The 232-nt window shown below is 67.7% G+C and carries 1 protein-coding gene; it reads right to left on the minus strand.

Going from position 1 to position 232, the window contains the following annotated elements:
• Positions 1-229, minus strand: a 229-nt coding sequence (locus LD028_RS18260; protein WP_369414824.1) for a DUF559 domain-containing protein, incomplete at its 3' end; no start/stop codon positions are given.
• Positions 230-232: the final 3 nt, after the last annotated feature.

Below are 232 nucleotides of genomic sequence, written 5' to 3' on the forward strand. Positions count from 1 at the left end.
GTAAACGGGGAGGATCAAAGTCGGTCAAATCCTCCCCGTTTACGGGGAGGGGGACCGGCGAAGCCGGTGGAGGGGGAGCTGCCGCAAGCGACACGACCGCCTGGGCTACGGCATCGGCATCGCGCAACACGTCGGCAGCCGCGATCCGGATGACACGATAGCCCCGCCCCTCCAGCCAGGCCGTCCGTTCAATGTCGCGCTCTGGGCGGTCGCCCATGTCGTGAGCGATGCC

The sequence above is a fragment of the Anoxybacillus sp. LAT27 genome (assembly GCF_022030075.1).
Lineage (GTDB): Bacteria > Bacillota > Bacilli > Bacillales > Anoxybacillaceae > Anoxybacillus > Anoxybacillus kestanbolensis.